Source organism: Aminobacter sp. Y103A (assembly GCF_030294925.1).
Taxonomy (GTDB): Bacteria; Pseudomonadota; Alphaproteobacteria; order Rhizobiales; family Rhizobiaceae; genus Aminobacter; species Aminobacter ciceronei.
Map to the genome: position 1 here is coordinate 1,527,497 of NZ_AP017986.1, position 25,307 is coordinate 1,552,803.

Consider the following 25,307-nt stretch of genomic DNA (forward strand, 5'->3'; position numbering starts at 1 on the left):
CCCCTGTCGCTTTAGAACAGGCTGCCCTGATTGCCGGGTTCCTTGACCTTGGCTGCTGGTCTGGCCACCGGCTTTGGCTTGGCCTCGCCGCTTGCCGCAATCGCGCTGCCGCTAATGGCGATCGCATTGGTCGTGCCGTCGGCGAATTCGATCGACAGCGCCGCACCCGCTGCCACTTCGGCGGCGCGCTTGAGCACCGTGCCGTCTGCATCGCGAACAAGCGCGAAGCCGCGTGCCAGCACCGCCTTGTGCGACAGCGTCGCCATCAGCCGGTCCGCCTGTGACAGGCTCGTCCGCGCGCGTTCGAGCCTACGCCCGACCGCAAGCACGGCGCGGCGTTCCAGCGCCGTGAGCTGCTGGCCAAATGCCTCCTGGCGGCGGACCAGTGGTTCCGGCGACAGCCGGCCTTTGGTGCGGTCGAACCGGATGCGCTTTTCGCGCACCATCGCTCGCAACGCTGCATCGGCGCGCAGCATGTCACGGTCGAGATGGCGGCGGGTTTCGCTGATGCGGCGCGCCAACGTCGCCGGCGACAGGCGCACCGCCGACAGCCGGGCGCGCTTGCGCTCGGTGGTGACGGTCAGCGCCCGGCCGAGCCGGCTTGTCGCCTCGTCGAAGCGGCGGCGGGGTAGCGCCAGCAACTGGTCCGGAGTGGGCAAGGCGCGTGCGGCTGCGCGAACAGCCTGGCTGCGCCGGTCGATCATGCGCGATACCGCGCCGCGCAGCCGTGCGCCGAGATTGGCGAGCACGGCCTCGAGTTCGGCTTTGACAGGCACGGCAAGCTCGGCGGCACCCGTCGGCGTCGGCGCCCGCCTGTCGGCGGCGAGGTCGATCAGCGTCCAGTCGGTTTCGTGGCCGACGGCCGAGATGACCGGGATGTGCGAAGCGGCAACGGCGCGGACAAGCCCTTCGTCGTTGAAGCCCCAGAGGTCTTCGAGGCTGCCGCCGCCGCGCGCCACGATCAAAAGGTCGGGGCGCCTGATCGCACCGAGCTCGGACAGTTCGTTGAAGCCGTTGACCGCGGCGGCCACTTCCGCACCCGACGTCTCGCCCTGAACCCGCACCGGCCAGACCAGAACATGCAGCGGGAAGCGGTCCTTGATGCGGTGGATGATGTCGCGGATGACCGCACCGGTCGGCGAGGTGACGACGCCGATCACCAGCGGCATGAACGGCAACAGCTGCTTGCGACGGTCGTCGAACAGGCCCTCGGCGGCCAGCCTGCGCTTGCGCTCTTCCAGCAGCGCCATCAGCGCGCCGGCGCCGGCGGGCTCGAGATTGTCGATGACGATCTGGTATTTCGACGAGCCGGGATAGGTGGTCAGCCTGCCGGTGGCGATCACCTCCATCCCTTCCTCGGGACGGAATTTCAGCCGGCTCATCGTGCCTTTCCACACCACCGCCTCGATGCGTGAACGATCGTCCTTCAGCGAGAAATAGGCATGGCCCGACGAATGCTGGCCGCGATAACCCGAGATTTCGCCGCGCACGCGCACATTGCCGAAGGCGTCCTCGACGGTGCGCTTCAGCGCGCCGGAAATCTCGCTGACGGTGTATTCGGCAGCATTGGTGCGTGATTCGGTAGCAAGTTCGTTCATCGCGCGATTGAGGGCCGCGTGGCCTTCCTCGTCAAGCTTTGCCGGTCAATCGCAGCCTACCATCCCGGCATGATGTGGCTCGGCTTGAGCCGCCGGCCACGCGCGGCGGCAAGGGCAGCGAAATCGAACGTGCCGCTCTCCTCGGTCAGCGGCACAGAGATGTTGTCGAGGCTCTCCGAGATATGCCGCGCAAGCGCATCGACGATCTCGGGCCGGCTGGAATGGCCGCGCAGGATTCCGATCTTGCAGTCGGGCAGGGCGCCGAAGCCGTCGGCTTCGCCAAGCACGCGCATGCCCGGCCGCAGCGCGCATTCGGGCAGCACTGATACGGCGAGGCCAGCCAGAACGGCGGCGGTGATGACATTGGCCGACCAACTGGTGAACAGCACGCGGTACTCGCGGCCGCTGGCCTGGAGCAGGTCCGTCGCCATCTGCCGCCACTGGCAGGTCGGGCGGCCGAAAGCCATCGGCAGGATCGTCTCCTCATGCACCATATGGCTGGCCGACGAGACCCACAGCAGCGGTTCGTTGCGCACGATCTCGCTCGGCCGGGTGTCCACGCACTCGGTCACAAGTGCGATGTCGAGATTGCCGCGGCGAATCTGGTCGGCGAGATTGACGGTGGGCTCGCACAGCACCGACAGCTCGACGCGCGGGTTGGAGCGCGAGAAGCGCGCCATTATCTCGGGCAGGAAACGGTCGGCATAATCGTCCGGCACACCGATGCGGACCGTGCCCTCCAGCGCCTTGTCGTCGAAGGCAGCCAGCGTCTCGCGGTTGAGGTGCAGCAGCCGCCTGGCATAGGTGAGCAGGCGCTCGCCTTCCTCGGTCAGCTTGTTCATGCGCCCTTCCTTTTCGAAGAGCGCCTTGCCGATGCGGTCCTCGAGACGGCGCATCTGCATCGACACAGCTGACTGCGTGCGATGCACTTCGTCGGCGGCGCGCGTGAAGCTGCCGGTGTCGACGATGGAGATGAAGGTGTGGAGCTGGTCAAGATCGAGAGGAGCGGCCATCGACGTTTCCATCATGAACATTGATGGTAAAGATTAGAAACATTCGTTGGATTAATCAATACGGCGATGGCAATCTCGCATTGTCCACATGAGGCATGTGAATCGGAACCGGGGCGGCGGCTGAAGGAGCGTCGACCGGAACGGGACCCGTTTGTCCCTGATCTGAGAGGAGATCGTCATGACCACGCTCGACCATTCCACTGAGACGACGCATTCCGCGACGCAGCCGGTGAATGCGATGCGTATCGTCAACTACACCGCCGATCTCTTCCGTGCCTGGAAAAATCGCCGCGCCTTCTATCGCCTCGGCGAATTGAGCGACACCGAACTCGCCGATGTCGGCCTGACCCGCGGCGACCTGTGCGTGGCTGTCGACCTGCCGTTCGCCTCCGATCCGACCGTGCGTCTTCGCTCGATCAGGCAGGCGCGCAGCGAGAACATCGAAGTGATGGCGCGTCGCGTCGCATAGCCGAAATCTGCTTTCGCAGGCTCCCCACTCCCAGCCGGTCCCCGCCGGCCTCGCCTGCACGCTGCCCGGTCCTCCCAAGGACCGGGCTTTTTCGTATTTTGGGACGCTCCTCCGGCATCCAGATCAGATTTGTGCCGCCCTTCTAAGCTGTCGCGGCAAGCAGGAGGCTGCCGACGACGGCGACGTTGATGATGAAGGCCGAGCGCAAGGCTTGTCTTTCCATGCCCGAATAGCGCCAGAAATTGAGCGCCATCAGTGACGCGGCGATGGTGAACAGGATCAGCGCCACGGCCGCGTAGGGGCGCATGACGCCCATTGCCAGGCACAGGCCGGCAACGATCTCGACGACCGAACCCAGGGCAAGCAGACCTTGCGCCGCAGGCAGGCCCTTGTCTGCGAGCATGCCTGAGACCATGCGGAAATTCCAGAAATGCTCAGTGCCGGCGCAGACGAAGACGCCGCCCAACAGAATGAAGCCGAGGCTTGCGACCATTATCGCCACCTCAGTTCGCCGACCACACCGCCAGTTCGTAGCCGTCGGGATCGGTAAAGTGGAAGCGCCGCCCGCCGGGGAATTCGAACACGGGCTTGACGATCCTGGCGCCGGCGGCCTCCAGTCGGCTTTGGGTTGCGGCGAGATCGTCGGCATAGAGGATGACCAGCGGCCCGCCCGACCTGACCGGACCGCCTGTCGTCAGTCCCCCGGTCAGGCGGCCGTCGGTAAACTCGCAATAGGTCGGACCGTAGTCGGTGAAGCTCCAGCCGAAGGCCTTGCCGTAGAACTCACGCGACCGCGCAATGTCGCTGACGTTGAACTCGATGTTGTCGATCCGGCGATCGTTTCCGCTCGTGCCCATGGCAATTCTCCTGCGTTTCGTGGGATCGCCGCCGATAGCTGACGGGGCGGCGGGAATCTTGAACGAAACGGCCAGTTGGCCCCAGTCAACCAGTGATCTGGCGCACGAAGCTCCCGGCGGTCATGCCGCACAGCGCCTGGATTTCGCGGCCGAGATGCGCCTGGTCGGCATAGCCGGCCTCATAGGCAAGGCCTGCCATGGCCTGCTTGCCTTGCGCGCGCACCAGGGACAGGAAGTTCTGGAAACGCAGGATGCGGTCGAGCGTCTTCGGTCCATAGCCGAAATAGTCGTGGCTGCGCCGTCTCAGCGTGCGCTCGCTGATGTCAAGCCGTTCCACCAGCAACGAAATCCTGCCGCCGATTTCATCCGATCCCGATGCCATTGCCGCAAAGATCGCGCCTGCGCCCTGCGCCGGGCGCTCCAGGTCCGGCAACTGCTTGAGCAGCTGTTGCTGCAGCACGGCAGCCTGCCGTTCGATGGTTGGCGCCTCGCCGATTCGCAGACACAGCTCTCGGGCTACACCAGGATTCCAGACGTCGGCGAGATCGACCGCCTGGCCGACGATTGCGCTCATCGGTGTGCGCAACCAGCGCAGCGCCGCGCCTGGCCGGAAGCGGATGCCGAGCACCGTCGTTCCGCCATGCAACTCGGGACTGGCGGCAACGATGTCGGGCCCGACCACCATCAGCCGTCCGTCTTTCCACAACAGGTCGACGCAGCCGTCCGGAACGACCGCGACCGGGCCGACATGATCGTCAGGGATGGCGTTGGTCCATACGCATTGGAAATGCGCGTCGAGGTCCGGCATCGGAGCCTGCTCGTCATAATGCCCGAGGCAATTGGCGAGCACCGGCACCGTCGACCTGTTCACGCTGCTACAAGCTGAAGCCTCAGGCGAGGTTCGCATCGACCGTCAGGCCTTAGCTCAGCGATACCTGTCCATGCCCTTGCTGAACTGCTCGAAGATCGACTCGACGCCCTTCTGGTAGTCGTCGCGCTGCTGGCTGCCGGTTTCGAACATCTTGCCGAACAGGTCGTCATAGGGATTGCGCGGCCGGCCGCTCGGATTGGCCTGCGGCTGCGGCTGTCGCGCCTGTGGTTGCGGGTCCGGCTGGGCGCGGCCTCCGCCCAGCATCTCCTCGAAGATCTTGCCGAGCGGGTTGTCGCCATAGGGGCTCTGCTGCGGCGCCTGCTGGCGCGGCGATGGTTGCGGCTGACCCTGGCCGCCGCCGAACATGTCTTTCAGCACCTTGCCGAACGGGTTGTCGAAGGGATCGGGCGCCTGGGTCTGCTGCGGCGCCTGGCGAGGCTGCTGCCCGCCGCCCATCATGCCGCCACCCTGCCTCATCATCTGCTCGATGATCTCGCCGAGCGGGTTGTTGCTGCCGCCCATGCCGCTCGCCGCCTGCATCTGCCCGGTCGACTGCTTGAACAGTCCGCCCATGATCATCGAGGCGATGACAGGCAGCATCTGCTTGAGCACCTCCTGGCCGATTCCGGTCGCCTGCGCCGCCTGGCCGGCGACCGCACGCGACAGCTCCTTGGAGCCGAACAGGTGACCGAGGATGCCGTTGCCTTCATCGACGCCCTGGGGCGAGAAGGCGCGGGATGCGTCCTCGAAATATTTGGCATGCTGGCCGCTCGCCATCGCCTGCAGGAAGGAACCCAAGCCATAGGGGTCGGAGGCATTGCGCTTCAGCCCCTGGCTGAATGCCGGCATCAGCGCTTCGATCGCCGATTGTGTCTGCTGCTGGCTCAGCCCGAACTGGCGCGACAGCGCCTCCATGCCGTTGCCGTTCTGGGCATTGGCCAGCATCTCGAACAGTGGCAGCATTTTTTCCTCCTCAGGAGCTTGAGCCGAGGAGAAACGTAGAGCGTTTCCAGCGCCTATTGAAGGGGTTATCGGAACCCCTAGTAGGCGTATTCCAGGAATGCAGGCTCGATCGAACCGCCCCAGCGCGTGTTGTAGGCGTTGAGCATTTCCTCCGCACTCGTCGTGCCACGCGCGATCACCTCGTCGAGCGTGTTGATGAAGCCGGATTCGTCGACACCTTCGCGGTTCTTGCGGCCGCGGTTGACCAGCCCCTGGCGCGACAGCGCCAGCACTTCACGGCCGATCTCGCGCAAAGTGGCGTTGCGGAACGGTGCCGCAATGCCTTGCTCGGGCACGGCGTCGCGCATCGCCAGAACTTCGGCGTAGGTCCAGTTGCGGGTGAGTTCTTCGGCGGCATCGAGCGTTGCCGGATCGTAGAGAAGCCCGACCCAGAAAGCGGGAAGGGCGCAGATGCGGCGCCACGGGCCGCCATCGGCGCCGCGCATTTCGAGGAAGCGCTTGAGGCGCACGTCAGGGAACAAGGTCGACAGGTGGTTGGCCCAGTCGCCCATCGTCGGCATGCCCTGGGGGATCTCGTTGCGCGCCGCGCCATTCATGAACTGGCGGAAGGTGATGTGGGTCATGTCGCGGTACTGCTCGTCACGAATGACGAAATACATCGGCACGTCGAGCGCCCATTCGACATAGTCGGCAAAGCCGAACTCGGGCGAGAAGCAGAATTCGAGCAGGCCGGAGCGCTGATTGTCGGTGTCGCGCCAGATGTCGCCGCGCCAGCTCTGCATGCCGTTGGGACGGCCGTCGGTGAAGGGCGAGTTGGCGAACAGCGCCGTCGACAGCGGCTGCAGCTTGAGCGACACCTGCATCTTGCGACGCATGTCGGCTTCGCTCTCGAAGTCGAGATTCACCTGGATGGTGCAGGTCCGGTACATCATGTCGAGGCCCTTGGTGCCGACCTTCGGCATGTAGGCGGTCATGATGTCGTAGCGCGATTTCGGCATGCGCGGCGTTTCGGCCAGCGTCCATTTCGGGCTGCCGCCGAGGCCGAGGAAGCGGATGCCGAGCGGCTCGGCGATTTCGCGCAATTGCGCCAGATGGGCGTTGCCCTCGCGACAGGTCTGGTGGATCGTCTCCAGCGGCGCGCCGGAAAGCTCGAACTGTCCGCCCGGCTCGAGCGAGATCGCGCCCTGGCCGGTCGGCTCGACGAGGCCGATGATGCGCCCGGCATCGATGATCGGATCCCAGCCAAGCGTCTTCTGCATGCCTTCGAGCAGCGCGCGGATGCCGCGATCGCCGCCATAGGGAACCGGTGCGTTGCCGTCGATATAGAACGGGAATTTCTCGTGCTCGGTGCCGATCCGCCACTTGTCGCGCGGCTTGTTGCCGGCTGCGAGATAGTCGACGAGTTCGTCCATCCCCTCGATAGGCCGGAAATCGGTGGTGTCGCGCGCCATGTATGCTTCTCCTGAAGGCGGAAGGACCGCGGGCGCTTGATGGACGATCCAGCGCTCGCCGATCAAGCGAAAAATCCTGAGCCTTCGTCAACAGGAATTGATCGTTTCGGGTGGCGATAGTGAAATGTTGATGCTTGGAATTATCCGGTTGCGGACTGCACGTCCCAAATCAGCGGTTTTCGCGACCGGTTTGGGCTAACGCTGATTTCACCAGCGTCGCCGCTGCTTCCCCGGCCGTTTCCATATAGGAGGCGTCGCGGTTGAGCAGGACGACGGCAAAACAGCCGTCCAGCAACAGAATGATCTGGCGCGCCAAAAGCTCCGGCGAGCGGACGCCCTCGGCGGCGAAGGCGCTGGCCAGCCAGACCTCGACGCGCTTCTTGTGCGCGATCCCGGTCTTGATCGCCGGGTGTCCGGGCATGTCGGCCAGTTCTGCCGCCGTGCGCAGATAGCCGCAGCCCTTCCATCTGGGATGCCGCGCGGCCTCGGCGAGGTTTTGGAAGATCGCCCGAATCTTCTGATCGATCCCGCCCTCGGCCTCGCCGAACCAGCGCTGGAACAGCGCCAGATTGGGTTGGTCGCGGCCGTCGAGATAGGCAGCGATCAACTCGTCCTTGCTCTGGAAGTGATAATAGAGCGTGCGCTTGGTGAGGCCCGACTTCTCGGCCACGGCATCGACGCTGACGGCACGGATGCCCTCGCCATAAAACAGCTTCGATGCCGCATCGACGATGCGCTCGCGCGTTGGCTTCCCTGAGGTCCTCATCACCAAAGTATACCGACTAGTGAGTGTAAATGAAAAGACGAATTCGCTAGCGCTGAAGGGCGGAAAGCGAGGTCCACCATGTCGATTGCGGTTTTGGTGAGTGAGCCCAGAGCGATCGAGGTCGTCTGCGCCGATGGCGTCGTGCTGCGTGGCCACATCTGGCCGCACGCGCGAGGCGACAAGGCCGGGACCGTCATCGTCAATCCGGCGACCGGCGTGCTTGCCAGCTACTATCATCGCTATGCCATGTTTCTCGCCGGTCGCGGCTTCGACGTCGTCACCTATGACTATCGCGGCATCGGTGCTTCGCGCATGACGCGCCTGCGCGGTTGCGGCCATCGCTGGCGCGACTGGGGCGAATGCGATTTCGAAGCGGTGCTGCGTCTGGCCAGGCGCCTCGATCCAGGCGCGCCCTTGATGGTGGTTGGGCACAGCATCGGTGGCGCCTTGCCGGGTCTGGCCGAGTCCGCAACCGGCATCACCCGCATGCTCACCGTTGGTGCGCAATATGCCTATTGGCGCGACTATGCCGTCGCCCACCGCCCGAGGCTGTTTCTCAAATGGCATGTGGCCATGCCCGTCATCACGGCCCTCTGCGGTTACTTCCCTGGCAAGCGGCTCGGCTGGCTGGAGGATCTGCCCAAAGGGGTCGCCAACGAGTGGAGCTTTCGTGGTGCGCGCATCGAGCTGAGTCACCCCGAGGCGGAACGAGGCGATGTCCTCCGTCGCTTTGCTTCGATTTCCGCGCCCATCCTGGCCGTTGGCCTTACCGACGACGAGATAGGCACGCCGCAGGCCATCAGACGTGCGCTCGGCTATTACACCGGGGCGAAGCCGACCCAGCTACTGCTGTCGCCTGGAGATTTCGATCGGCCGGCGATCGGCCATTTCGGCCTGTTCCATAGCCGCCACGCGCCTGATTTCTGGCTCGACACGCTTTTGTGGCTGCGCGACGGCATCAACCCATGGCCGGGCAAGGTTCTCTGACGACTACCAGTCGCCGATCGTTGCCTGGATGACGGCAAGGGCCGCCACCGCCGCCGTGTCGGCGCGCAGGATGCGCGGCCCCAGCGGAATGGCCGTGACAAAGGGCAAGGCGCGCAGCATGCGGCGCTCGTCGTCGGAGAAGCCGCCCTCCGGCCCGACCAGCAGTGCGAGCTTGCGCTCTTGGATGCTCCGAAGCGCAGCCATGGGGTTGTTGGTCGAAGCGTCCTCGTCGCAGAAGATCAGCCGCCGTTCCTTGTCCCAGCCTGAGAGCAGCTGCTCCAGCTTCACCGCCTCGCGCACCTCGGGTATGGCCAGGATGCCACATTGTTCGGCGGCTTCCACGGCGTTCGCCCGCAGGCGGTCGATGCCTGGCTTCATCTGCGTGTGCTGGGTGATGACGGGCACCATCGTGCCGGCGCCCATCTCGACGGCCTTCTGCACGAGATAATCGAGCCGGCCGACCTTGAGCGGCGCAAAGCAGTAGACCAGGTCGGGATGCACTGGCTGCGGCCGCTGGATCTCGAGAACCTCGAGCCGCACCGCCTTCTTGGTCTTGCCGACTATCCGTGCCGACCACTCGCCGTCGCGGCCATTGAACAGCAATACCTCAGCGCCTTCGCCGAGGCGAAGCACATGGGCAAGATAGTGGCTCTGCTGCGGATCGGCGTCGAAGGCCGCGCCGGAAGCGAGGTCATCAGCCACGAACAGCCGTTGCATCTTGTAGTTTGCGCGCATGGCCGAGCAATGCGGTAGGCGGCGGCTAGGGTCAAGGGACAGCTTCTGCCGAAAGCCGCTCGGCGCTCGGGTGCCATTCCGGGGAATAACCCTGGCGCAGCACCTCCAGCGTCGTCGCCGGCGTGACGATGCACATGTCGGTGTCGGCAATCTCATCGAAGCCGAGTGCCGCATCGTAGCCGCCAAAGCTCCAGCGCAGCGCCTTGCCGCCGCGCACGGCATAGTCTGAAGCGCCGTCCGAAAACATCGCCCCGTTGGGCAACAGGTGCAGCCCATGCCGGTCCAGCTCGACCGGCTGGCCACCCGAAGCCAGCCGCTCCCGGTGAAGTCGCCCATCCATCTCGCCGACCTTCGGATCGTCGGTGCCAAAGGCGCTGGAATAGGCTGCGGCAAAGGCCTTGGCGCGCTGGCGCCGGCAATAGAAGCAGGGCCTGTGCCCGGCGGCCAGCGCCGTCACCTCGTCGAGAAAGAACAGCTCGGTCCAGCCGGTCTTGCCGCCGGGACGATTGCGCCCCATCGGCACCCGGCGCACGTTCTTGAAGTCGAGCGCGCAGGTGAGCCACGCCTTGGTCGCCCAGCGCCGGCTGAGCAAGCTCCTTGTTTCGGGGTCGTGGATGATGCCGCGATTGCCGGTGAACATGCCGCGCTCCGGCGTGGCGTGGATCTCGCCGAAAGGGTCGACGCGGTTCTGCAGTGGCATAGCCGATCCTTCTTGGCTGCGTGGCAAGCCGCATGATAGGGCTCGCCGCAACTTTGTCACCGCCGGAAAGGCCGAGATGCGCGTCCTCGTTGTCCAGAATTATGCAGGCACCGGCCTTGGTCAGGTTGGCGATGCCCTTGCCGAAGTCGAGGCCACGATCGACCAGTGCAACGCCCATCTTGGCGATGCCTTGCCCGCGAACGCCGACGGCCATGACGCGATGATCATGCTCGGCGGCGGCCAGAATGCCCGTGACGATGCGCATTCGCCTTATTTTCCCGAACTGCTCGAACTGGCGCGCGACTTCGTCGAACGGGACAAGGCCGTGCTCGGCATCTGCCTCGGCGGCCAACTCCTGGCGCGTGCCTTCGGCGGTCACAACCGGATCGGCGGCTCGACCGAATTCGGCTGGCACGGCATTGCCTTGACCGACGAGGCCCAGGACGATCTCGTCTTCAGCGACCTGCCCCTGCGTTTCCCGATCTTCCAGTGGCACGACGACACCTTCACCTTGCCGGAGGATGCGGTGCGGCTCGCCGGCAGTTCGGTCACCGGCAACCAGGCTTTCCGCATCGGTCGCGCCGGTTATGGCATCCAGTTCCATTTCGAGGCCGACCGGTCGCTGGTGCGTGAATGGAACGAGGCTTTTGCCGAGACCATCGCCAGCCGCCACCCCGACTGGCCCGAACGGCACGAGGTCGAAGCCGCCCGCGACGGTCCCGAAGCCGATGCGGTCGGCCTGACGCTGGCCCGCGCCTGGGTCGCCGCCATCTGACGGCGGCAACGCCGGTCCAGTGACATTTTTGGCACGTCGGACAAAAACCGCTGTGCATAGTCATATGCCTGCTGGATTGTGCCCGGAAGCCTTTCTAAAGACAGCCCGGCGCCAGCTGGCGATGGTATCGCGAATGAACCATCTCCGAGTGCAGCGCGACACAAGCCCGATACAGAACCACCCTAGAAGCACGGCCGTGATGCTGCGCGACTGCGGTGAAGCATAAACTTTTCGGAAACTTATTCGTAACTCCGTTCGTGCAGGATGCAGGAAGCTCAACCTGAGATGACTCCCTTGAAAGCAGCGCTTCTGTCCTTCGCCATGCTGTCGGCAATCGTGCTCGGCGGCTTCGGGATTTATGCCGCGGATGCCGCGGCCGACCATCATGCGGTCGACGGCTACGGCGTCACCGCAGCCGCCCGCTAAGTCAGGCCATTCGCACCGACATCAGTCGCTTTTCCGAGCCGTCGATGACGAGCGCGGTCAATACGCCTGAGTGGAACACGCCGGTGTCGACATTGACACGGTTGGCCAGCACTTCGGGCTCCGCCTGCGGTGTGTGCCCGTGCACGACGACCTTCGGGTGCAGCCCGGGATGACGCAGGAATTCGTTGCGGATCCAGATGAGGTCCTCCGGATCCTGCCGATCCAGGGCGACACCAGGGCGAATGCCGGCGTGGCAGAAGAAGAAATCGCCGAACGACGCCGACCGGGGCAGGGCGCGCAGGAAGCGTTGGTGGCCGTCCGGCACAGCCGCCGCCAGTTCGCGATGGCCTCGCGCGAGCGAGGAGGCGTAGTCGACATGCAGATCCACGCCATATGACCGGGCGGTGTCGCGACCACCATGGCAGGCGAACAGGCCGGCCGGGTCCGGCTCGGTGAGGAAATCGAGGAAGCCGACGTCGTGATTTCCTGCCAGCACGATGTTGCGCGGGTCGCGCTCAACAGCTGCCATCAGGAGCCCGATCACGCCAGCGCTGTCTGGCCCACGGTCAACGAGGTCACCGAGATGGACGATGCGCCAGTCCGCCGGCTTGTCGCGCGCGATCTCGCCGGCAATGCGCTCATGCATGTCGCGCAACAGGTCGAGATGGCCGTGAATGTCGCCGATGGCGTAGATGCGGATACCGTCCGGGCCGCGGGCGTCGAGGTAATGTATTCCAGTCACGACTTTCTGCTCGTTTCGGTGCTGTCGGTGCGCTGACGGAGCCTGAGCCGTGAGATGCGCTGCCAGTCGCCGCTGCGCTCGGCCTCGGCCATGGCACGCTCCAGATAGGTGATGTGGTCCATCGCCGCCTTGCGCGCCGCAGCGGGATCGCCAGCGACGACCGCGCGATGGATCGCCTTGTGCTGCTCGAGCAGCACGTCGCGCGTGCCGCTGACGGTGAACACCACCAGGCGGTTGGTGAACACGCCATCCGACAGCAGCCTGTAGCACGAGCGCAATGTGTGCAGCAGGATGATGTTGTGGGCGCATTCGCCGACAGCATGATGGAACTCGACGTCGATCGCGCCTTCTTCCGCCGGGTCGGCGCGCCTATGCGCCGCCTCCATCCGCGCCACGATGCCGTCGAGCAAGGCGAGGTCCTCCGCCGTCGCCCGCTGCGCCGCATATTCGGCGGCCAGCCCCTCGATCTCGCGGCGATATTCGAGATAGTCGGCTGCTGCCTTGCGGTGGTTGACGATCAGCTCCATGACAGGCTTGGAAAACACTTCGCCGATCACGTCGGCGACATAGGTGCCGCCGCCATGACGCGTCACCATCAGCCCGCGCGCTTCGAGCGTCTTCAGCGCATCGCGCAGGATCGGCCTGGAAACGTCGAACTGCTTGGCCATCTCGCGCTCGCCCGGCAGCCTGTCGCCGGCGCGCAGCACACCTTCGAGGATCAGGCTTTCGATCTGCTGCACCACCTCGTCAGCCGTGCGCGAATGCTCGATCCTGGAAAAAATGTCGCTCAATGCTGCTGTCCGGAAGCTCTGTCCTGTCCGCAAGGATAGGAGCGCGCCCCCCGACTGGTCAAATTATTTATCCAGTCCAGCGGTTCCCAGCTTGGTGCCCTGTGAGGCACAGTATCAGCTACCCCTGAAGTTGGCGTTTGCCACTGGCGGCAAACTTACCTAGAGGCAGGAGGTCTGGCATCAAGGGAGCCTGAAGTGACAGCCGAGCCGTCATCACTGGAGTTCCTGCCGCGTTCGACCGGCAGCGTCCTGGGCTTTCCGGCCCATGAGGGGCGTCCCGGTGCGCTTGGCGAGGTCCATTCGCGGCCGCATCCACTTGTCGAAAGCCCGCGCGTGCTGGTCCAGTTGTCCTTCATGACCGAGGGCGGATCCGCTGTCGACCATGCCGTGCTGTCTGAGCTGTCCCGGCGCCTCGGCATCGCCGCACCCGACCGCCAGGCGCGCCACCACGCCATGAAGTGGGGGCAGGGCACGTTGCGCTGGGAGCGCCACACCGAGTTCTCGACCTATCTGTGGGAAGGTCCGCTCGACGAAGGCGACCGCTCACACGAAGAGTCGCCCTTCGGCAACGGTTTCAGCCCGCCCGGCACGGTCATCTCGGGCATCCGGCTGGAGATCCGCAAGTGGACGCCGGCCAACGGAAAGCTGATCGCCACCTTCGATCCGACCAGCCTGTGCTACTCGCTTGTCGAAGGAGGCGCCGCCGGCATCGTCACCGATTTCCGCCAGGACGGCGACGGCATGACCCGCATCCTCATCCTCGACCGTGGCCTGACGCCGGCGCGGACCGGTGCGCTGTCGCAGCGCCTGATCGACATCGAGACCTACCGCACGCTGGCGATGCTCGGCCTGCCGATGGCGCTGTCGCTGTCCGGCCGCGTCCGTCGCATCGAGGACCGGCTTGCCCAGGCAACCCGCGAAATGAAGGCGACCGAGACGCGCGACAGCCAGGCGCTGCTCGCCGACCTCACCGAACTCGCCGCCGAGCTCGAGGCGGATGCCGCTTCGAGCCTCTACCGCTTCGGCGCCAGCAAGGCCTATGACGGCATCGTCCGCGAGCGCCTCGAAGCGCTCGAGGAGGAGGTCGTCACCGGCTACGACACCTGGGCCGGTTTCCTCAAGCGCCGCGTCGCACCCGCCATGCGCACCTGCCGTTCGGTCGAGGAGCGCCAGGCCAACCTGTCGCGTAAGCTCACCCGCGCCACCACACTCTTGCGCACCTGGGTCGATGTCGAGGTCGAGAAGCAGAATCGCGACCTGCTGGCCTCGATGAACAACCGCGCCCGCCTGCAACTGCGCCTGCAGCAGACGGTCGAGGGCCTGTCGGTCGCCGCCGTCTCCTATTATGTCGTCGGCCTCGTCGGCTACATCGCCAAGGGCGCCTCGGCCATCGACCACGCCTTTGCGCCCGAGATCGTCACCGCCGCCGCGGTCCCGCTCGCCGTCCTGCTCGTCTGGTGGGGTGTCCGTCGCGTCCGCCGCGCCCACAGCGAATCCAAGCTGCACGCGGGCGAGTAGCCGCGCCCGGCGGCAAGCGCCCAGAGCCATAGCGAAAGGTAAGGCCAGCGGCAGATTGACGCTGCGAACGCCGCGCGCCTGCGCCTCCCGGCTAACGACTTTCTTCCGATTTGCATGCATCGGCACCAACTGGTAAAAGCTTTTTACCAGTTGTCGACCGAGGTGACCGATGTCCGGCATAATGATGCCCAAGCCCGATGCGGCAACGCTTGCCCGCCGCGCCGAGATCGTCGCCGACATGCGCATCATCGTGCCGGGCGAGGGTGTGGTCGAGACGATCAACGAGATGCGCGCCTTCGAAAGCGACGGGCTGACCGCCTACCGCCAATTGCCGCTGGTCGTGGTGCTGCCAGAGACGGTCGCCCAGGTGTCGCGCCTGCTCAAATACTGCAACGAGCGCAACATCCGCGTCGTGCCGCGCGGTTCCGGCACCTCGCTGTCGGGCGGCGCGCTGCCGCTGGAAGACGCGGTTCTGCTGGTGATGAGCCGCTTCAACCGCATCCTCGAGATCGACTATCCCAACCGCACCGTCACAGCCCAACCCGGTGTCACCAATCTCGGCATCACCACATCAGTGGAACTCGACGGCTTCTACTACGCCCCCGATCCATCGTCGCAGATCGCCTGTTCCATCGGTGGCAATGTCGCCGAGAATTCGGGCGGCGTGCACTGCCTGAAATACGGACTTACCGCCAACAATGTGCTCGGCATCGAGATGGTGCTGATGAACGGCGAGGTCGTGCGCCTCGGCGGCAAGCATCTTGACGCCGAGGGCTACGACCTGCTCGGCGTCATGACCGGTTCGGAGGGACTGCTCGGCGTCGTCACCGAGGTCACCGTCCGCATCCTCAAGAAGCCCGAGACGGCACGCGCGCTGCTGATCGGTTTTCCCTCAAGCGAAGAGGGCGGCCAATGCGTCGCCGACATCATCGGCGCCGGCATCATCCCCGGCGGCATGGAAATGATGGATGGCCCGGCAATCCGCGCCGCCGAAGATTTTGTTCATGCCGGCTATCCGCTCGAATCCGAGGCGCTTTTGATCGTCGAACTGGACGGACCCGCCGTCGAGGTCGACCACCTGATCGGCCTGGTCGAAGCGATCGCCAACCGCAACGGCGCCACCACCTGCCGCATCTCGCAGTCGGAGCAGGAGCGGCTGACCTTCTGGGCCGGTCGCAAGGCGGCATTCCCCGCTGTCGGCCGCATTTCGCCCGACTATTACTGCATGGACGGCACCATCCCGCGCAAGGAACTGCCGCGCGTGCTGGCCGGCATGCGCGAGCTGTCCGAGCAATATGGCCTCGGCGTCGCCAACGTCTTTCACGCCGGCGACGGCAATCTGCACCCGCTGATTCTCTACGATGCCAACAAGCCGGGCGAGCTCGAAAAGGCCGAGGCCTTCGGCGCCGACATCCTTCGCCTCTGCGTCAAAGTCGGCGGCGTGCTGACCGGCGAGCATGGCGTCGGCGTCGAAAAGCGCGACTTGATGCCGGAGATGTTCAACGACATCGACCTCGACCAGCAGATGCGGGTCAAATGCGCCTTCGACCCCAACCACCTGCTCAACCCGGGAAAGGTGTTCCCGCAGCTGCGCCGCTGCGCCGAGCTTGGCCGCATGCATGTCCACCGCGGGCAGGTGGCCTTTCCCGACATTCCGAGGTTCTGATGCTTTTGAAGCAGGCGACCCTCGAAGGCATCAGGCGCGGCGACATCACACTCGCCTTCCGCCGTTGGCAGAAGCCTACCGTCAAGGCTGGCACCGGCTTGCGCACGGCGATCGGCGTCGTCCGCATCGGCGCGGTCGAGCATGTTGACGAAGCGACCATCTCCGACGGCCACGCCCGCGCCGCCGGCTACGCCGATCGTGCTGCCCTGATCGACGACCTGCGCGCTGACGGCACCCTCTATCGCATCGCCTTTGACGGCATCGAGCCGGACAACAGGCTGGCGCTGCGCAAGGCGGCCGACCTCAGCGATGCCGACTGGCACGCACTCGCTGCCCGCTTCGCCAAATGGGACAGCACTTTACCAGGCTATTTCCCCTCGATCCTCCGCCTCATCGGCCAATGCCCCGAGGTGGCAGCCGCCACTCTTGCCGAACGCCTCGGCGTCGAGAAGCTGAAATTCAAGCAGGACGTGCGCAAGCTCAAGGAACTCGGCCTGACCGAGAGCCTCGACATCGGCTACCGCCTGTCCCCGCGTGGCGCGGCAGCCCTCGAAAAGCTGCGGGAGCATCGGTTGTGATCGCGGTGAGGGCTTTTCCAGCATGGCTTCCTCGCCCCTCTGGGGAGAGGTGCCGAGCGCAGCGAGGTGGAGAGGGGCGATGACGCACGCGACCCGTCGCCGACTAGACGAGACAAAGCGCCGTGCTCGTGCCCTCAGGCATGGCGACAACATGGCCGAGGCGTTGCTATGGGACGAGCTCAAGGCCAAGCGCCTGGGCGGCCACAACTTTGTTCGCCAGATGCCGCTGGGGCCGTACTTCGCCGACTTCGCCTGTCGAACCGCAAAGCTCGTCGTAGAACTCGACGGTTCGCAGCACACAGACAGCGATTACGATCGCCAGCGTGACGAGTTCATGCGAGGGCAGGGCTATTCGGTTCTGCGCTTCTCCAGCGCGGATGCGGTGAAGGCAAGGGCGAGCGTCTGCTCAACGATCCTTGCAGTCCTGGCCGGACAGCTGAATGAGGGCGTTGCGGTAGCGGATCTCAGGTTCGTCCTGGCGCGACCGGAAGCGGAAGACGTTCTATGATCGGACCCCTCTCCGCCTCGCTGCGCTCGGCACCTCTCCCCAAAAGGGCGAGGAAGCCAAGCCTTGCAGCATCGCCAGTTTCGACGCCGGTTCAAGCTGTCGAGCCGATACGTGGCGCGACATTGCAGTATCTAGTTTCCTCGCCCCTCTGGGGAGAGGTGCCGAGCGCAGCGAGGCGGAGAGGGGCGACACGCACACCATGACCACCTTCACCCCCGCCACATCAGCCGACATCCTTTCCGCCGTCCAATGGGCCGCCGCCGAAGCGGCGCCGCTCGAAATCGTTGGCCATGGCTCCAAGCGAGCCATCGGCAGGCCGCAGCAGGCCGAGCATACTTTGGATCTCTCGAAGCTCACCGGCGTCACGCTCTACGAGCCGGCCGAACTGGTGCTGTCGGCCAGGGCGGGCACGCCCCTGGCCGAGATCGAGAAGCTGCTCGCCGACAACGGCCAGCGCTTCGATTTCGAGCCCATGGACTATGGCCCGCTGCTGGGGCAGGTGCCGGGACGGGGCACCATCGGTGGCGTGCTGGCAGCCAATCTCGCCGGGCCGCGCCGGCTCAAGGCGGGGGCTGCCCGCGACCATATTCTCGGTATCCACGCCGTCTCAGGACGCGGCGAGGCCTTCAAGTCGGGTGGCCGCGTGGTCAAGAACGTCACCGGCTACGATCTGTCCAAGGCCATGGCCGGCTCCTGGGGCACGCTGGCGGTCGCGACCGACGTTACCTTCAAGGTGCTGCCTGCGGCCGAGGCCGAGACCACGCTGATTGTTCGTGGCCTGCTCGACGACAACGCCGCTGCCGCCATGTCGATCGCCATGGGCTCTAGTGCCGAGGTTTCGTCTGCGGCGCACTTGCCCGAGCGCATGGCGGCACGCGTGCTTGATGGCAAGCTCGGCGGCGACCCGGCAACCTTGTTGCGGGTCGAGGGTTTCGGCCCTTCGGTTGCCTATCGCCTCGGCCAGCTCAGGCAGATGCTCGGCAATGCCGGCCCACTGGAGGAGGTCGCAGAGGATGCCTCGCGCGCACTCTGGCGTGATGTCCGCGATGTCAGGCCCTTCGTCGACGGCAGCGACAAACCTGTCTGGCGCGTCTCGATGCCGCCCGCCAACGCCCACCACATGGTGCTGGCGCTGCGCATGCAGGCGGCGTGTGATGCCTTCTATGACTGGCAGGGCGGCCTCGTCTGGCTCAGCATGGAAGGCGAGCCGGAGGCGGATCTGCTGCGCGGCCTGATCAGGCAGTTCGGTGGCGGTCATGCCACTTTGGTCCGTGCCACGCCCGCCTGGCGCGCCTCCGTGGCAGTCTTCGAGCCACAGCCGGCTGCGCTGGCGGCACTCTCAGCCCGCCTCAAGGCCGAGTTCGACCCGAAGGCGATCCTCAATCCGGGCCGCATGGTGCATTCCCCAGACTCTGCTAGCTTGGCGGCTGCCACAGAGGGAGCCATGCCATGAGCGATCCACAGCCCAACTTCACCCCGCGCCAGACCGACCGCTGGCTCGATCCGGGCCCGACCAATGTCCAGGTCATCTACATCCTCTATCTTGCCGGCCTGGTCATCGGCATCAGCGGCATCGTCGGCATCGTCCTGGCCTACATGAACCGGGGCAAGGCAGGCGGTTTTGTCGAGAGCCACTACACCTGGCTGATCCGCACCTTCTGGATCGGCCTGCTCTATGCGCTCGTGTCCTTCGTGCTGATGATGGTCTTCATCGGCTTCATCCTGATGTTTGCGGTCGCCGTCTGGTTCATCGTCCGCTGCATCATGGGACTGCAGGCGCTGGGACGCGGCGAGCCGATCAAGAACCCCGAAAGCTGGCTGATCTAGCCAATTGAGAAGAGTGCGATAACGCCGTGCAGACCAATTTCACCGCAGCCCAGCTTGCCGATCCGCATGTCCAGGAATCGGAAAAGATCCTGCGCAAATGCGTGCATTGCGGCTTCTGCACGGCGACCTGCCCGACCTACGTCACCCTGGGCAACGAGTTGGACAGCCCGCGGGGAAGAATCTACCTGATCAAGGACATGCTGGAGAATGGGCGCGCGGCCGACAAGGAGATCGTCACCCATATCGACCGCTGCCTGTCGTGCCTTGCCTGCATGACCACATGCCCCTCCGGCGTAAACTACATGCATCTTGTCGACCACGCCCGCGCCCATATCGAAAAGACCTACAGGCGCCCGCTGGCCAACCGGCTGACGCGGTCACTGCTGGCGTTCATACTGCCGCATCGCGGCCGCTTCCGCGCAGCACTCAGGCTGGCTAAGCTCGGCCGGCCCTTCGCCGGTGCCTTCGACAAAGTGGCGGCGCTGAAACCCGTGGCCGCCATGCTCCGCCTCGCGCCTGCCGTGGTGCCGGCGACGTCGGCGCTGGAAAAACCGGGTGTGCACGCGCCGAAGACGACAAGGCGCGGACGCGTCGCCATCCTCACCGGCTGCGCCCAGCCGGTGCTCGAACCCGGCATCAACGAGGCGACAGTATCGCTGCTCAACCGGCTCGGCATCGAGGTCGTGGTGCCCAGGGGCGAGGGCTGCTGCGGCGCGCTCGTCCATCACATGGGCCGCGAGCAGGCAGCGCTCGATCAGGCCAGGCAGAATGTCGATGCCTGGACCCGCGAGATCGAGAATGGCGGGCTCGACGCCATCGTCATCACCGCCTCCGGCTGCGGCACCACGATCAAGGACTACGGCTTCATGCTCCGCCTCGATCCGGCCTATGCCGACAAGGCGGCGCGGGTGTCGGCACTGGCCAAGGACATCACCGAATATCTTGTTACCCTCGATCTTCCCGAACCGGCCCGCAAACCCGGCCTGACGGTCGCCTATCATTCGGCCTGCTCGATGCAGCACGGCCAGAAGATCACCCGCCAGCCGAAGGATTTGCTTGCCCGCGCAGGCTTCGTCGTCAAGGAACCGCGCGAGGGCCACCTGTGCTGCGGCTCGGCCGGCACCTACAACATCATGCAGCCGGAGATCTCGGCAAAGCTGCGCGAGCGCAAGGTCAGGAACATCGAGGCAACCGGGGCGGCGCTCGTCGCCACCGGCAATATCGGCTGCATCACCCAGATCGCTTCCGCCGCGAGCATGCCCGTCGTCCACACGGTGAAGCTGCTCGACTGGGCCTATGGCGGCGAAAAGCCCGCCGGGCTGCCCGAGCCGAGCCTGGCAGCGGCTGGGTGAGCACCGCGCCCGAGTGAGCAGTGGCCGGCCCGCCACGCAGGAAATCGAATCTATTACCTCTGAGGTCATTGAAGCTGCGCGCCGCTCTGGCAATTTCCTCGCCATGCGAACGGCGTCTTGCCGGACAATTCAGAGGAAACTGGAAATGAGCGTCACCTACATCATCGGCTTCAACGTCCGCCCCGAACAGCGCAGCCGCTATCTCAGGCTGATCAATGGCGTGCTCGACGCCATGCGCCATGAGCCGATGTTCGTCAGCGCGACGCTGCATGGCGATCCAGCCGACGAAAACCGGTTCCTGCTGCACGAAACATGGGCCGATCATCAGGATGTGCTGGATGTGCAGCTCAATCGGCCCTATCGCGAGGAGTGGCACGCGGCACTGGACGAACTACTGGCGGCGCCGCGCGACATCTCGATGTGGCAGCCAATGCGCAGCGACTACAACCAGAGTTGACCAGACCAGGCGTCGCCCGGGATTGAACTCAGCGGGTGGAACGTGCGAATGCTCCGTGCGTTGCAGCAGATCGAAATCGCATTGGAAGCTTCTATGTCGACATTCACCCGCCGCCGATTGCTGGCCTTGGCCGCAACCGGCGCAGCTTCGGCCGTGCTTTCGGCCTGTTCGACCACGAGCAGCCAGCGGGCGGCATCGGTGCCGGCTTTCCCTGCCGCGCCGCCGCCGCCGACAATGCGCAACGACCCGTCATTCGCCGACCCCGAGATGATGTACGCGCCGGTCAACGACAACGGCTATGACATTCCGGGCGTGCCGTTCAAGAAGATCGATCCGCGCTACTACCGCCAGGTCGTCACCGATCCGACCGGCGAAGCGCCGGGAACGGTGGTCATCGATACGGCCGGCCATTTCCTCTATGTCGTCGCCGACAATGGCGAGGCGATCCGCTACGGCGTCGGCCTTGGACGTGCCGGTTTCGAATGGGCCGGCCGCGGCGTCATCGAATGGAAGCAGACCTGGCCGCGCTGGTTCCCGCCAAACGAGATGATCGACCGCCAGCCCGAGCTAGAAAAGTACCGCGCCCGCCAGATCCCGGGCAAGAACGAGTGGGAAGGCGGCATGCAGCCAGGCGTGCAGAACCCGCTCGGCGCGCGCGCGCTCTACATCTTCCAGGATGGCAAGGACACGCTCTATCGCCTGCACGGCTCGCCCGAATGGGCATCGATCGGCAAGTCGGTATCGTCGGGCTGCGTCCGCCTGATCAACCAGGACGTCATCGACCTCTACGGCCGCGTGCCTGACGGTACGCCGATCGTCGTCACCAATGGGCTGCAGATGGTCGCCAATCCGGTGGCGCAGCAGCCGATCCAGCAGGACAGCTGGCGGCTCTAGCGCCCGCAGGGTGGAGCGCGCCGGCCTGAGCCGGTACACACCCTATTCGGCGGCCAGCGTTGCCTCGGCGGTTCCGAACGTGGCGCGATAGACGGCGCGCTGGCGGTTGAGCGCCACCATGGTGTTGCGCAGCAGGATCGCCACCGTCACCGGCCCGACGCCGCCCGGCACCGGCGTGATCCACGACGCTACTTCCTTGACACTTTCGGTGTCGACGTCGCCGACGATGCGGCTCGAACCATCGGGCAGCGTCTCGGCATTGATGCCGATGTCGATCACTGCGGCCCCGGGCTTCACCATGTCGGCCTTGATCAGCCTGGGCTTGCCGACGGCAACAAATAGCGCGTCGGCGCGGCGCGCGTGGGCCGCCAGCGAGCGTGTCATGTGATGGCACACGGTCACAGTGGCGCCTTCGCTCATCAACAGGAAGGCGATCGGCTTGCCGACGATCTCCGAGTGCCCGACGACCACCACCTCTAGGCCCTTGAGGTCGAGTCCGGTGGCCTTCAGCAGTTCTACAGAGGCAGCGGCCGTGCAGGGCGCCAGGTCGAGCTGGTTGTAGACGATGTTGCCGATCGAAGCCGGGTGCATGCCCTCGACGTCCTTCAGCGGATGCACCGCCGCCTGGATCGCCTTGATCGGGATGTGCGCCGGAACCGGCCGCTGGATGATGATGCCGGTGATGCGCGGGTCGGCGTTCATGCCATGGATCGCCGCTTCCAGCTCGCCTGCTGTCAGCTCCGCAGGAAACCGCCTTTCCTCGAAGTCGATGCCGGCCAGCTCCGCCTTGGCGCGCTGGTTGCGGACATAGACGTCGACAGCGGCGACGTCGCCGACGGTGATCGAAACGAGCTTGGGGCGGAAACCCTCGTCTGTCGCCTGCTGCGCGGCGGCGCGGACTTCGGCGATGATGCGGGCGGCCACGGGGCCGCCTTTGAGATAGCGGTTGTCGTCGAGCGGCGGCATATGTCTTCCTTCGCAGGTCATCATCGGCTTGAAACGGGATACTTCGGTGCGCTCATGAAGGAAAGGGCCGGTCCGATCAATTTTTATCCATGTTAAACAATTTTTCCTGAAAAATGCATGAGATTCCGCCGCTGCCGCGCAAATGCGAAAAGGGCAGCCCGGTCTTCCGCCGAGCTGCCCTTTTGCATGGGAGCCTGGCCTTGCGACCGGCTCCGCCCCCGTAACTGGATGATTACCTGACGATAACAGTGGTGCCGACCGCGACGCGCTCGTAGAGATCCATGACGTCTTCGTTGCGCATGCGGATGCAGCCCGACGACACAGCCCCGCCGATCGTCCATGGCTGGTTGGTGCCGTGGATGCGGTAGAGCGTCGAGCCGAGATAGAGCGCGCGCGCGCCGAGCGGGTTTTCCGGGCCGCCGGTCATCATCGCCGGCAGCACGCGGCCCTTGGCGCGTTCGCGCGCGATCATCTCCGCCGGCGGCCGCCATTCCGGCCATTCGCGCTTCGACGTCACCTTGTGCGTGCCCGACCACTCGAAGCCCGGCTTGCCGGTGCCGACGCCGTAGCGCCGCGCCTGCCCGTCGGTCCCGACGAGATAGAGGAAGTTCTCCGTCGTATCGATGATGATGGTGCCGGCTTTCTCGGCACCGTCATAGGCGACAGTCTGCGGCAGGTAGATCGGGTTGATCTGCGGCTTGACGCTGCGCTTCTCCGGCGCGCGCAAGGCGGCCGTCTGCACGCCGTCCGGACGGACCTTCTGGCGCTGGGCGGCGCGGGGTGCCTCGCGCGGTGCCGCCGGCCTGACCTGGACCTGGGCGCGCTGCTGGCGCCGCTGCTGTCTGGGCATCACCTCGCCGGGATTGCGTCCGAGCTGCAGTACCCAGGGCGCCGACAGGTCGGGGCTCACCACGACAGGCGGCCGCTCGGCGTAGCGGTCATAGGCCAGTGCGGGCGAAACAAGCTCGGCCAGCATGGCGGCCGATGCCAGAAGGATCAGAGGTTTTCTCATGACGTGCTCTCAACTCGATCGTCAGTGGGGCAGGGCACGGCCCATTCCCTTTTCGGGGCCATGTTGTCCGGGCCTTCCCACCGAAACATGAATCGGGTTGCCTAAAATGCGAGATTGTCAGGAAAGCTTTCAGTGTGGTTACCGGCCGGTTCAGGAGTCTGGTAAACCACCGGTAAATCAGTGTGCGATTAGAGCGCCGCGCGTCCTCTTGGACGCGCAAAGGACGCTGTAACACTCTGGGTTGGTGCATGATTGTTTTCCGAGAATCGGCTGTCGATTTTCGGGGGCATGCACTGGACTGTTAACGAACGGAATAGACATGGACGAGAAAAAGACAGGCCTGATGGTCGGCGCGGATGGGGTGACACGCTGCTTCTGGCCGGGCACGCTGCGCGATTATCTGCACTACCATGACAATGAATGGGGCCGTCCGGTCGTCAACGACGTCAGGCTGTTCGAAAAGATCTGCCTCGAAGGGTTCCAGTCCGGCCTGTCATGGCTGACCATCCTGCGCAAGCGCGAGAGCTTTCGCGAGGCATTTTCCGGCTTCGACTTCGACACGGTCGCCGAGTATGGCGAAACCGACATCGAGCGGTTGCTGGGCAATCCCGGTATCGTCCGCCATCGCGGCAAGATCGTCTCGACCATCAACAATGCCAAACGGGCTCGCGAACTGGCCGATGAGGCCGGATCGCTCGCGGCGTGGTTCTGGAAGTTCGAGCCCGGCCCGGACGAGCGGCCCAAGGTCGTCGACTATCCCACGCTGATCGCCAACCCGACGACGCCCACCTCGACACGCATTTCCAAGGAATTGAAGAAGCGCGGCTGGAGCTTCGTCGGCCCGACCACCGTCTATGCCTTCATGCAGGCGATGGGCATGGTCAACGATCATATCGAAGGCTGCATGTGCCGCGGCAAGATCGAAGCCGAGCGCAAGGCGTTCAAGCGGCCGGGGTAAGGGGGCACTGTTCCTTCTTCAAAAAGGGGGAAGGAACCTAACGCTCGTAACGGCCCTTGTAGCCGCTGCCGGCGATGTTCCAGACCAGCGACCGGCCGGAAACCGTCAGCACCAGACCGCCGAAACCGCGGTCGTCGGGTGTGTGGCGGCGCGACGCCGCACTCCGGCCGACCGGGATGACCTCGACGGTCGCGCCGCGCTTGACCCAGCAGCCCTTGCCATATTGGTCGTTGGCGCCATAGGCGAGCATGAATTCGAAGCTTCCGTTCGGCCGGAGCAGCAGTTCGGAGCCGACCTCCATGACGCCGTTGAGATAGTAATGTCCGGCGAGCCTGGGGTCGCCGGGTGAACAGGCCGCGGCCGTTGCAAGACCTGCGGCAAGCGACAGCGCGCAGAGCGCTGCGGTTGAGACGATCCGTGGCATGGC

General features: G+C 65.1%; 29 protein-coding genes. 14 read left to right on the forward strand and 15 right to left on the reverse strand.

Translation table 11 applies throughout. The features are described from left to right. Nucleotides 1-11 precede the first annotated feature (11 nt). Entirely contained in the window at nucleotides 12-1,598 is a 1,587-nt protein-coding gene (gene xseA, locus Amn_RS07340) for an exodeoxyribonuclease VII large subunit (RefSeq protein WP_286295861.1), read from the reverse strand. Nucleotides 1,599-1,654: 56 nt separating this feature from the next. Beyond that, nucleotides 1,655-2,611 (reverse strand): LysR substrate-binding domain-containing protein, encoded by a 957-nt coding sequence (locus Amn_RS07345; RefSeq protein WP_067967050.1) that lies wholly within the window; start codon nucleotides 2,609-2,611, stop codon nucleotides 1,655-1,657. A gap of 178 nt (nucleotides 2,612-2,789) precedes the next feature. Here Amn_RS07345 and Amn_RS07350 point away from each other — a divergent pair, with 178 nt between their 5' ends. Continuing rightward, a complete protein-coding gene (locus Amn_RS07350) occupies nucleotides 2,790-3,080 on the forward strand; it encodes a DUF1127 domain-containing protein (protein ID WP_286295868.1) in 291 nt (96 codons plus the stop codon). 142 nt (nucleotides 3,081-3,222) lie between these two features. On the opposite strand, the gene Amn_RS07355 is transcribed toward Amn_RS07350, so the two are convergent. From Amn_RS07355 to Amn_RS07380, 6 genes are all read right to left on the reverse strand, one after another. Beyond that, complete coding sequence (locus Amn_RS07355; protein ID WP_154385342.1) at nucleotides 3,223-3,573, reverse strand: DoxX family protein; 351 nt, start codon at nucleotides 3,571-3,573, stop codon at nucleotides 3,223-3,225. Between the two features lie 10 nt (nucleotides 3,574-3,583). After that, a complete protein-coding gene (locus Amn_RS07360) occupies nucleotides 3,584-3,937 on the reverse strand; it encodes a VOC family protein (protein WP_154385343.1) in 354 nt (117 codons plus the stop codon). Between the two features lie 85 nt (nucleotides 3,938-4,022). After that, the gene (locus Amn_RS07365; protein ID WP_083948688.1) at nucleotides 4,023-4,844 is read right to left on the reverse strand and encodes a helix-turn-helix domain-containing protein; all 822 of its coding nucleotides are present in this window, start codon (nucleotides 4,842-4,844) and stop codon (nucleotides 4,023-4,025) included. An 18-nt stretch (nucleotides 4,845-4,862) separates the two neighbouring features. Then, nucleotides 4,863-5,771, reverse strand: coding sequence for a DUF937 domain-containing protein (locus Amn_RS07370; RefSeq protein WP_192318245.1), 909 nt, complete (start codon nucleotides 5,769-5,771; stop codon nucleotides 4,863-4,865). A 77-nt stretch (nucleotides 5,772-5,848) separates the two neighbouring features. Continuing rightward, nucleotides 5,849-7,222 (reverse strand): glutamate--cysteine ligase, encoded by a 1,374-nt coding sequence (locus tag Amn_RS07375; protein WP_182574780.1) that lies wholly within the window; start codon nucleotides 7,220-7,222, stop codon nucleotides 5,849-5,851. 169 nt (nucleotides 7,223-7,391) lie between these two features. Further along, nucleotides 7,392-7,988: a TetR/AcrR family transcriptional regulator gene (locus Amn_RS07380; RefSeq protein WP_154385394.1), complete on the reverse strand. Its 597-nt coding sequence runs from the start codon at nucleotides 7,986-7,988 to the stop codon at nucleotides 7,392-7,394. Between the two features lie 78 nt (nucleotides 7,989-8,066). Between Amn_RS07380 and Amn_RS07385 the strand changes: the two genes are divergently transcribed. Beyond that, complete coding sequence (locus Amn_RS07385; protein ID WP_286295880.1) at nucleotides 8,067-8,975, forward strand: alpha/beta hydrolase family protein; 909 nt, start codon at nucleotides 8,067-8,069, stop codon at nucleotides 8,973-8,975. 3 nt (nucleotides 8,976-8,978) lie between these two features. Here the strand turns inward: Amn_RS07385 and Amn_RS07390 are convergent, their stop codons facing one another. Continuing rightward, complete coding sequence (locus Amn_RS07390; protein ID WP_286295881.1) at nucleotides 8,979-9,710, reverse strand: 16S rRNA (uracil(1498)-N(3))-methyltransferase; 732 nt, start codon at nucleotides 9,708-9,710, stop codon at nucleotides 8,979-8,981. A gap of 31 nt (nucleotides 9,711-9,741) precedes the next feature. Continuing rightward, complete coding sequence (locus Amn_RS07395; protein WP_286295883.1) at nucleotides 9,742-10,410, reverse strand: hypothetical protein; 669 nt, start codon at nucleotides 10,408-10,410, stop codon at nucleotides 9,742-9,744. A gap of 76 nt (nucleotides 10,411-10,486) precedes the next feature. Between Amn_RS07395 and Amn_RS07400 the strand changes: the two genes are divergently transcribed. After that, nucleotides 10,487-11,185: a type 1 glutamine amidotransferase gene (locus Amn_RS07400; RefSeq protein ID WP_286295886.1), complete on the forward strand. Its 699-nt coding sequence runs from the start codon at nucleotides 10,487-10,489 to the stop codon at nucleotides 11,183-11,185. A gap of 285 nt (nucleotides 11,186-11,470) precedes the next feature. Further along, a complete protein-coding gene (locus Amn_RS07405) occupies nucleotides 11,471-11,611 on the forward strand; it encodes a hypothetical protein (RefSeq protein WP_165915765.1) in 141 nt (46 codons plus the stop codon). A 1-nt stretch (nucleotide 11,612) separates the two neighbouring features. On the opposite strand, the gene Amn_RS07410 is transcribed toward Amn_RS07405, so the two are convergent. Together Amn_RS07410 and Amn_RS07415 are read right to left on the reverse strand one after the other, a co-directional pair. After that, nucleotides 11,613-12,353, reverse strand: a complete 741-nt coding sequence (locus Amn_RS07410) for a metallophosphoesterase family protein (protein ID WP_286295888.1) — start codon at nucleotides 12,351-12,353, stop codon at nucleotides 11,613-11,615. Next, nucleotides 12,350-13,144 carry an FCD domain-containing protein gene (locus Amn_RS07415; protein ID WP_067965161.1) on the reverse strand — a complete coding sequence of 265 codons (795 nt, stop codon included), beginning with the start codon at nucleotides 13,142-13,144 and terminating at the stop codon, nucleotides 12,350-12,352. Before Amn_RS07415 ends, Amn_RS07410 begins: the two co-directional genes overlap by 4 nt. Nucleotides 13,145-13,339: 195 nt before the next feature. Between Amn_RS07415 and Amn_RS07420 the strand changes: the two genes are divergently transcribed. The 9 genes from Amn_RS07420 (at nucleotide 13,340) to Amn_RS07460 (ending at nucleotide 21,944) form a co-directional block, all read left to right on the forward strand. Beyond that, nucleotides 13,340-14,662, forward strand: coding sequence for a DUF3422 family protein (locus tag Amn_RS07420; RefSeq protein WP_067965160.1), 1,323 nt, complete (start codon nucleotides 13,340-13,342; stop codon nucleotides 14,660-14,662). Between the two features lie 169 nt (nucleotides 14,663-14,831). Further along, nucleotides 14,832-16,328: an FAD-linked oxidase C-terminal domain-containing protein gene (locus Amn_RS07425; RefSeq protein ID WP_286295893.1), complete on the forward strand. Its 1,497-nt coding sequence runs from the start codon at nucleotides 14,832-14,834 to the stop codon at nucleotides 16,326-16,328. Next, nucleotides 16,328-16,906 carry an ASCH domain-containing protein gene (locus Amn_RS07430; RefSeq protein WP_286295895.1) on the forward strand — a complete coding sequence of 193 codons (579 nt, stop codon included), beginning with the start codon at nucleotides 16,328-16,330 and terminating at the stop codon, nucleotides 16,904-16,906. Before Amn_RS07425 ends, Amn_RS07430 begins: the two co-directional genes overlap by 1 nt. Nucleotides 16,907-17,057: 151 nt before the next feature. Next, nucleotides 17,058-17,414 (forward strand): endonuclease domain-containing protein, encoded by a 357-nt coding sequence (locus tag Amn_RS07435; protein WP_353622420.1) that lies wholly within the window; start codon nucleotides 17,058-17,060, stop codon nucleotides 17,412-17,414. A 199-nt stretch (nucleotides 17,415-17,613) separates the two neighbouring features. Next, nucleotides 17,614-18,867: a glycolate oxidase subunit GlcE gene (gene glcE, locus Amn_RS07440; protein ID WP_286295899.1), complete on the forward strand. Its 1,254-nt coding sequence runs from the start codon at nucleotides 17,614-17,616 to the stop codon at nucleotides 18,865-18,867. Beyond that, a complete protein-coding gene (locus tag Amn_RS07445; RefSeq protein ID WP_067965150.1) occupies nucleotides 18,864-19,241 on the forward strand; it encodes a DUF4870 family protein in 378 nt (125 codons plus the stop codon). Before glcE ends, Amn_RS07445 begins: the two co-directional genes overlap by 4 nt. A gap of 26 nt (nucleotides 19,242-19,267) precedes the next feature. Next, complete coding sequence (gene glcF / locus Amn_RS07450) at nucleotides 19,268-20,593, forward strand: glycolate oxidase subunit GlcF (RefSeq protein WP_286295903.1); 1,326 nt, start codon at nucleotides 19,268-19,270, stop codon at nucleotides 20,591-20,593. A gap of 145 nt (nucleotides 20,594-20,738) precedes the next feature. Further along, entirely contained in the window at nucleotides 20,739-21,050 is a 312-nt protein-coding gene (locus Amn_RS07455) for a putative quinol monooxygenase (protein ID WP_192318227.1), read from the forward strand. A 93-nt stretch (nucleotides 21,051-21,143) separates the two neighbouring features. After that, nucleotides 21,144-21,944, forward strand: coding sequence for a L,D-transpeptidase (locus Amn_RS07460; protein ID WP_067967038.1), 801 nt, complete (start codon nucleotides 21,144-21,146; stop codon nucleotides 21,942-21,944). Nucleotides 21,945-21,986: 42 nt separating this feature from the next. Here Amn_RS07460 and Amn_RS07465 read toward each other — a convergent pair whose 3' ends face one another. Both Amn_RS07465 and Amn_RS07470 read right to left on the reverse strand, forming a co-directional pair. Continuing rightward, on the reverse strand, nucleotides 21,987-22,910 hold the full coding sequence (locus Amn_RS07465) for a bifunctional 5,10-methylenetetrahydrofolate dehydrogenase/5,10-methenyltetrahydrofolate cyclohydrolase (RefSeq protein ID WP_067965145.1): 924 nt from the start codon (nucleotides 22,908-22,910) through the stop codon (nucleotides 21,987-21,989). A gap of 232 nt (nucleotides 22,911-23,142) precedes the next feature. Continuing rightward, the gene (locus tag Amn_RS07470) at nucleotides 23,143-23,922 is read right to left on the reverse strand and encodes a L,D-transpeptidase (protein ID WP_154385349.1); all 780 of its coding nucleotides are present in this window, start codon (nucleotides 23,920-23,922) and stop codon (nucleotides 23,143-23,145) included. Between the two features lie 319 nt (nucleotides 23,923-24,241). On the opposite strand from Amn_RS07470, the gene Amn_RS07475 reads away from it, so the two are divergent. Beyond that, complete coding sequence (locus Amn_RS07475; RefSeq protein WP_286295907.1) at nucleotides 24,242-24,880, forward strand: DNA-3-methyladenine glycosylase I; 639 nt, start codon at nucleotides 24,242-24,244, stop codon at nucleotides 24,878-24,880. 37 nt (nucleotides 24,881-24,917) lie between these two features. Here Amn_RS07475 and Amn_RS07480 read toward each other — a convergent pair whose 3' ends face one another. Further along, on the reverse strand, nucleotides 24,918-25,304 hold the full coding sequence (locus Amn_RS07480; RefSeq protein ID WP_067965141.1) for a hypothetical protein: 387 nt from the start codon (nucleotides 25,302-25,304) through the stop codon (nucleotides 24,918-24,920). Nucleotides 25,305-25,307 lie beyond the last annotated feature (3 nt).